Origin of the sequence: Streptomyces sp. NPDC058534 (assembly GCF_042717365.1) — a bacterium.
Taxonomy (GTDB): Bacteria; Actinomycetota; Actinomycetes; order Streptomycetales; family Streptomycetaceae; genus Streptomyces.
This window is the reverse complement of sequence record NZ_JBHXNW010000156.1, coordinates 1-6,524: the sequence shown is the minus strand read 5'-3', so window position 1 is coordinate 6,524 and position 6,524 is coordinate 1. Positions and strand designations below refer to the sequence as shown.

The 6,524-nt window shown below is 70.2% G+C and carries 6 protein-coding genes; all 6 read left to right on the top strand.

Translation table 11 applies throughout. The annotated features are described in order from the left end of the window. On the top strand, positions 1-117 hold a 117-nt coding region (locus ACFWR9_RS42210), incomplete at its 5' end, for a transcriptional regulator (RefSeq protein ID WP_383852859.1). Between the two features lie 151 nt (positions 118-268). Then, a complete protein-coding gene (locus tag ACFWR9_RS42205; RefSeq protein ID WP_383852856.1) occupies positions 269-1,684 on the top strand; it encodes an extracellular solute-binding protein in 1,416 nt (471 codons plus the stop codon). Positions 1,685-1,751: 67 nt separating this feature from the next. Beyond that, the gene (locus ACFWR9_RS42200; protein WP_383852854.1) at positions 1,752-2,711 is read left to right on the top strand and encodes a carbohydrate ABC transporter permease; all 960 of its coding nucleotides are present in this window, start codon (positions 1,752-1,754) and stop codon (positions 2,709-2,711) included. 17 nt (positions 2,712-2,728) lie between these two features. Further along, positions 2,729-3,604, top strand: a complete 876-nt coding sequence (locus ACFWR9_RS42195) for a carbohydrate ABC transporter permease (protein ID WP_383852851.1) — start codon at positions 2,729-2,731, stop codon at positions 3,602-3,604. Between the two features lie 129 nt (positions 3,605-3,733). Then, on the top strand, positions 3,734-5,338 hold the full coding sequence (locus tag ACFWR9_RS42190) for a glycoside hydrolase family 13 protein (RefSeq protein WP_383852848.1): 1,605 nt from the start codon (positions 3,734-3,736) through the stop codon (positions 5,336-5,338). 116 nt (positions 5,339-5,454) lie between these two features. Beyond that, the coding region (locus ACFWR9_RS42185; protein ID WP_383852846.1) for a GAF domain-containing protein at positions 5,455-6,524 on the top strand (1,070 nt) is incomplete at its 3' end.

The following is a 6,524-nucleotide window of genomic DNA, read 5'->3' as shown; positions in this document are numbered from 1 at the left end:
GCCGCCGTCGACCTCCTCTGCGCCCAGATCCAAGGCACCGAAGTCCCGCACAGGGAGCTGCTCTTCGAACCGGAACTCGTCGTCCGCGGCTCCACCGCGCAGGTTGCGGCCCGGTAGCGGATCCTCAACTTCTTCGGTCGACTGTCAAGCAATTACGAAATCAGCGCGAGATATTGCGTTCACTTGTTCGCGGTGGTTGAGTGAGCGGCGCCCCACAACGCATCGGGGGTGGGGCGCCTTCCACGTTCATGCCCGAAGGGGACCACCCATGAGAAGTGCTCGGTTCCGCCGTACTCGCCGTGCCGGCGCCATCACGCTCGTCTCCGCTCTCACCCTGACCGCTCTGGCCGCCTGCGGCACGAGCAGCAGTGACGACGGCGGCGGTTCCGAAGGCGGCAGCGGGTCCTCCGACCCGGCTGCTCCGCTTGACCCGAAGACCAAGGTCACGATCACCATCGACTGCATGCCGCCGACGGCGAAGGCGGCCGAGCTGAAGGAGTGGAAGGAGGACGTCAAGGAGTTCAACAAGACCTACCCCAACGTCACCATCGAGGGCCGCTCCACCCCGGGCCAGTGTCTGGAGCCGCCGCGCTTCACGGCGATGCTCAAGGCCAAGTCGCAGCCCGACGTGTTCTACACGTACTTCACGGACCTGCCGCAGGTGCTGGACAACGACGGCGCCGAGGACATCACGGCGTACGTCAACGACAAGACGGTCCCCGCTCTCAAGGACATCGACCCGAACGTCCTCGGCTCGCTGAAGCACGAGAACAAGCTCTACGGCCTGCCCACGAGCAACTACACGATGGGCCTGCTGATCAACCGCAAGCTCTTCGAGAAGGCCGGACTCGACCCGGACGCCCCGCCGCGCACCTGGGACGAGGTCCGCACCGCCGCGAAGAAGATCGCCGGCCTGGGGGACGGCATCGCCGGCTTCGGCGAGTACAGCGCGGGCAACACCGGCGGCTGGCACTTCACGGCGCAGATGTACAGCCTCGGCGCCGCGGTCGTCGACGAGAGCGGCAAGAAGGCCGCGTTCAACAACGAGACGGGCAAGCAGGTCGCCGAGAACCTCCACGCCATGCGCTGGGAGGACGAGAGCATGGGCAAGACCCAGCTGCTCAAGTGGGGCGACCTCCAGAAGCAGATAGCCACCGACAAGCTCGGCATGTTCCTCGCCGCGCCCGACGACATCACCTACATGGTCCAGCAACTCGGCGCGGACTACGAGAACTTCGGCATGGGGCCGATCCCGGGTGAGAAGAACACGCTGGCCGGCGGCAACAACTACATGGTCAAGAAGGGGATCTCCTCCGACAAGATCAAGGCGGCCGTCGCCTGGCTGAACTTCCAGAACCTCACCGTCGGAAAGGGCCAGTTCAACTGGGCCCGCAAGGAGGCCGACAAGCTCCCGGTCGGCCTCCCGCAGCCCAACTTCTGGCTGAACGAGTCGAAGAAGAAGGACGACGCGGCCCGGATCGAGCACGCCACGATGCCGGTCGAGAACTTCAAGGCGTTCATGGACAACCCGGTGCCGGGCATGGCCGAGCCGCCGAAGGCGCAGGAGGTCTACAAGGTCCTGGACAACGTGATGTCCGGCCTCCTCACCAACAAGGACGCCGACATCGACAAGCTGCTCTCCAGCGCGGAGAAGCAGGTCGACCAGGTTCTGGCCACGCAGTGACCGGCTCCCCCGGGGGGCGGGCCGCACCGCCCCCCGGGGCCCATGCGATCAGTCCCAAGGAGCGACGATGTCGGCCCCCAGCCTGACCCCGAGCAAGGCGGCGAGAGCCCGCCACGCCCAGCCGCCGGTGGACGGCCCGCCCCCGCGCGGCCGGTTCTTCGGCAGGAGCCTGAAGCGCAACCTCACCGCGCACGGCTTCCTGATCGGAGCGGTCCTCTGCTTCGCGTTCTTCTCCTGGTACCCGATGGTCCGGGAGTTCCTCCTCGCCTTCCAGAAGACGGACCAGGGCGAGGTCTCCTGGGTCGGCCTGGACAACCTGCGAACGGTCTTCAACGACCCGGCCTTCTGGCAGGCGTGGCGCAACACGCTGCTGTTCACCGTGCTGGCCTTGGTCCTCGGCTTCGCCGTGCCGTTCGTCGTCGCCCTCGTCATCAACGAACTCCGGCACGGCAAGGGGTACCTGCGGCTGCTGGTCTACCTGCCGGTGATGCTCCCGCCGGTCGCCGCCGTCCTGCTCTTCAAGTACCTGTACGACCCCGGTTACGGGCTGCTCAACGAACTGCTCGGTTCCGTCGGGCTGCCCGAGCAGCAGTGGCTCCAGGACCCCGACCTCTCGATGCTGTCCGTGGTCATCGCGTCGACGTGGATGAACATGGGCGGCGCGGCGCTCATCTACCTCGCCGCGCTGCAGGGCATCCCGGGCGAGCTGTACGAGGCGGCGGAGCTGGACGGGGCCGGACTGCTGCGCAAGGTCTGGCACGTGACGATCCCGCAGACGCGGCTCATCCTCTCGCTGATGCTGCTCATGCAGATCATCGCCACCATGCAGGTCTTCGTGGAGCCCTTCCTTCTCACCGGCGGAGCCGGGCCCGAGGGCTCGACCACCACCGTCGTCTACCTCATCTACCAGTACGCCTTCAACTTCAACAACTACGGCGCCGCGGCCGCCCTCGGCCTGCTGCTCCTCGTACTGCTCGCCGGGTTCTCGGCGGCGTACGTGAAGCTCAACCGCGCCGAGGACGAGTAGGCCGGGGGAAACCACAGATGTCCACACGCACGCTCATCTCGCCGGCCCAGCTCGCCCGGCCCCGCGGCAAGGTCCTCTACTGGGTGACGTTCGGCGGTGTCGTCACGCTGTTCACCGTGGTCTTCCTCGGCCCCATGTACTGGATGGTGTCCAGCGGGTTCAAGGACACCCAGGAGGTCGTCCGGACCCCGCCGACGCTGGTCCCCGAGTCCTTCGAACCGGACAACTACGCGCAGGCCTGGAACGTCATGGACCTGGCCGGCCTGCTGGGGAACACGCTGTACTACGCGTTCGGCGCGCTCGCCTTCCAGCTGGTGCTCGACGTGGCGGCGGCCTACTCGCTGTCCAAACTCCGTCCGGTCTTCGGCAAGGCCATCCTCGGCATGATGCTGGCGACGCTGATGATCCCGGCGACCGTCCTGGTCGTGCCGCAGTACCTGACGGTGCTCGACGTGCCGATCTTCGAACGCAACCTGCTGAACACGCCGTGGGCGATCTGGCTGCCCTCGGTGACCAACGCCTTCAACATCTTCCTGCTGAAGCGGTTCTTCGACTCGATCCCCGGGGAGCTGCTCGACGCCGCCTCGATGGACGGCGCCTCTCCGATGCGCACCCTCCGGTCGATCGTCCTGCCGATCTCGCGGCCGATCCTCGGTGTGGTGTCCATCTTCGCGATCGTGGGCGTCTGGAAGGACTTCCTCTGGCCCATGCTGACCCTGCCCGACCCGGCCAGGCAGACCCTGAACGTGGGCATCTACTCGCTGTCCAACGGGGTGCCCGTCAACGTGCTGATCGCCGCGCTGACCATGGCCTCGCTGCCGACGCTCATCATCTTCCTGATCTTCCAGCGCAACATCATGAGCGGACTCACCGCCGGAGGGCTCAAGGGCTGAGGCACCGCGCCCGGCCCTCCTCCTCCCGCCCCGCCGGCTCGTCCCGTCAACCTTCGCCGCCGGCCCGTCCGACGCCCCGCACTGTCCGGGCCGGCGGCGAAGATCCACCCTGCCCGAAAGGACCGTCACGTGGCAGCCCCCACCTCGCACCGCACCGAAGACTGGTGGCGCGACGCCGTCATCTACCAGGTGTACCCCCGCAGTTTCGCCGACGGCGACGGCGACGGCACCGGTGACCTCGCGGGTGTCCGGGCGCGACTGCCCTACCTCGCCGAACTCGGGGTCGACGCCGTCTGGTTCACGCCCTGGTACGTCTCCCCGCTCGTCGACGGCGGCTACGACGTCGCCGACTACCGCACCATCGACCCCGCCTTCGGCACCCTCGGCGAGGCCGAGAAACTCATCGCCGAGGCACGGGAGATGGGCATCCGCACCATCGTCGACATCGTCCCCAACCATGTCTCCGACCAGCATGCCTGGTTCCGGGCGGCGCTGGCGGCCGGTCCGGGCAGCGCGGAGCGGGAGCGGTTCCACTTCCGGCCCGGCCGCGGCGAGAACGGTGAACTGCCGCCCAACGACTGGCCCTCCCAGTTCTCCGGCCGCACCTGGACCCGGGTGCCGGACGGCGAGTGGTACCTGCACCTGTTCACGCCGGAGCAGCCCGACCTCAACTGGGCCCATCCGGAGGTGCGCCGGGAGCACGAGGAGATCCTGCGGTTCTGGTTCGAGCGCGGGGTGGCGGGCGTCCGCATCGACTCCGCCGCGCTGCTCGCCAAGGACCCCGCGCTCGCGGACTTCGTGGAGGGCGTCGACCCGCACCCGTACATCGACCAGGACGAGCTGCACGACATCTACCGCTCCTGGCGGGCCGTCGCCGACGCGTACGGGGGCGTCTTCGTGGGCGAGGTGTGGCTGCCCGACGCCGAGCGTTTCGCGCGCTATCTGCGGCCCGACGAACTGCACACGGCCTTCAACTTCAACTTCCTGTCCTGCCCCTGGGACGCGGGGCGGCTGCGCCGCACCATCGACGACACCCTGGCCGAGCACGCTCCGGTCGGCGCCCCCGCCACCTGGGTGCTGTGCAATCACGACGTGACCCGCACGGTGACCCGGTACGGCCGCGAGGACACCGGCTTCGACTTCGCGAAGAAGGCCTTCGGGACCCCGGCCGACCCGGCGCTCGGCACCCGGCGCGCCCGCGCCGCCGCCCTGCTCACGCTGGCCCTGCCGGGCTCCGTCTACCTGTACCAGGGGGAGGAACTGGGCCTGACCGAGGCCGACATCCCGCGCGGGAGCATCCAGGACCCGATGCACTTCCGCTCCGGGGGCACCGATCCGGGCCGGGACGGCTGCCGGGTACCGCTGCCCTGGTCGGCCGACGCCCCGTACTGCGGTTTCGGCTCCGAGGCCGAGCCCTGGCTGCCGCAGCCGGAGGGCTGGGCGCGGTACGCGGCGGACCGGCAGGCCGCGGACCCGGGATCGATGCTGGCGCTCTACCGCGAGGCGCTGCGGCTGCGGCGCGCCACCGAGGGATTCGGGGACGGTCCGCTGGACTGGCTGCCCGCATCCGACGGGGTCCTCTCATTCCGGCGCCCGGGCGGTCTGGAGTGTGTGGTCAACCTGTCGGCCGCGCCGGTCGAGCTGCCCGCGCACCGCGCCCTCCTGCTCGGCAGCCTGCCGTTGGACGGGGACGGCCGGCTGCCCGTCGACACGGCGGTGTGGCTGCGCGGCTGAGCCGCCCCCGGACCGGTGCCCCGGTCGGCGCTCCCCCGCCGATCGGGGCCTCACCGTCGCCGGTCGCCCCGAGGCAGGGCAGAATCGGGGCAGGAGTCCGTGGGAGGAGGCGACGCGTGCGGGAACGACCGTGGCTGCCCGGGGTGCGCCGCCCCCCGAATCCCCTCGTGAGCGGGCACCGGGCGGCGCGGGGCGCGCTGCGGTCGATGACGGAGGCGCTGGGCGCGCGACGCAGGCTGGCCTGGTTGAACGCGGCGGACCTGAGCATCGGCACCACGCTCGACGTGCGGCGGACGGCGGTTGAGCTGGCCGACTTCACCGTGCCGGAGCTGGCCGACGGCGCCGCGGTGGACCTGCTGGACTCGGTACTGCGGTTCCAGGAGGGCGACCGGGTCCTGGGAGGGGACGCGCCGCGGCTCAGGGCCATGGCGGTGTCGGAGGTCGAGGGCCTGAACCTCGCGCCCGATCCCGTGGGCGAGCTGTCGGTGCACACCGCCGACCGGCTGGGGCAACGGTGCCTCACCTCCCGCCGGCCGGTGTTGGTGACCCGGATGACGCGGTCGGACTTCGCCGTGATCGCCCCCTCGCGCGAGTCGTCGGACATCATGCGCCGGGCGGGCGTCCACTCCTACCTGGCGGTGCCGCTGATCGCGCGCGGGGTGCTGCTGGGGCTCGCCGACTTCGTACGGGCCGGCCGCCGGGCGCCGTTCAACCGGACCGACGTGGCACTGGCCATGGAGCTGGCGTCCAAGGCCGCCGTGTACATCGACAACGCCCGGCTCTACGGGCGCGAGCGCGATCACGTCGTGACCCTGCAGCGGGCGCTGCTCCCCCGGTCCAGCCCGAGCACCCCCGGCCTCGACGTGACCTCCTGCTACGACCCGGCCACGGACCCGGCCGCGGTGGGCGGCGACTGGTTCGACGTCGTCGCGCTGCCCAGCGGACGTACCGCCCTGATGGTGGGCGACGTGATCCAGCACGCGGACGTGAGCGACGAGAGCGGCCGGGGTCTGCAGCTGATCAACATGCTGTGCCGGCGCTGGGGTTCGTGCCGCACCCCCGGCGGCAAGGTGGTCTGGGCCGAGCAGGACCTGCCGGTGGGGGGCGGGGGGTGGGGCCCCCGGGGTCGGGCTGGTGCGCTGTCGGGGTGGGGGGGGGCGGCGCGGGCGCGCGCGCGCGCGGGCGC